Origin of the sequence: Billgrantia saliphila (genome assembly GCF_002930105.1) — a bacterium.
Lineage (GTDB): Bacteria > Pseudomonadota > Gammaproteobacteria > Pseudomonadales > Halomonadaceae > Halomonas > Halomonas saliphila.
This window is the reverse complement of sequence record NZ_PJRN01000044.1, coordinates 1-727: the sequence shown is the minus strand read 5'-3', so window position 1 is coordinate 727 and position 727 is coordinate 1. Positions and strand designations below refer to the sequence as shown.

Below are 727 nucleotides of genomic sequence, written 5' to 3'. Positions count from 1 at the left end.
TCGGCCATCACGACTCCACCGCCAGAGACGATCACCGGGAACTTGGCACTCGCCAGGAGTTCAGCGGCCTCGTTGAGGGTTTTGGTCCCGCCGGGACCGCGATCCAGACGCGACGGCAGGGGAATCTCGCACTCGATTTCGCCGTAGAAGTAGTCGCGCGGAATGTTCAGTTGGGTCGGTCCCATCTCGGACATCGCCCGGTCGAAGCAGCGCCCGGTGTACTCGGCCATACGCGCCGGGTGGGTCACGTGGCCTTGGTACTTGGTGAATTCCTGAAACATCGGCAACTGATGGCATTCCTGGAAGCCGCCCAGGCCGATGCCAGTGGTGCCCGCCTCGGGGGTCACGATCACCACCGGGCTGTGCGCCCAGTAGGCCGCGGCGATCCCGGTCACGCAGTTGGAGATGCCCGGGCCGTTCTGGCCGATCACTACCCCATGGCGTCCAGAAACCCGAGCATAGCCGTCGGCCATGTGCGCCGCGCCCTGCTCGTGCACCACCGGGACCAGGCGAATGCCGGCCGGCGCGAAGATATCCATGGCGTCCATGAAGGCCGAGCCCATGATGCCGAACATGTCGGTGACACCATTGGCCACCAGCGTTTCGACGAAGGCCTCGGACGGGGTCATCTTCTGTTTGCCCTGCACGACATGGCGGGCGTCTTGGTTCTCTGGGGTGCTCATCGGGGTCCTCCTCGGCGATCGCCGAAACGTTTTATGGTACGAAT

At 64.2% G+C, this 727-nt stretch carries 1 protein-coding gene; it reads right to left on the bottom strand.

Annotated elements, in window-relative coordinates; all coding sequences use genetic code 11:
- Nucleotides 1-683 (bottom strand): thiamine pyrophosphate-binding protein (locus tag CYJ07_RS20185; RefSeq protein ID WP_269320562.1); only part of this gene is annotated, 683 nt, incomplete at its 3' end.
- Nucleotides 684-727 lie beyond the last annotated feature (44 nt).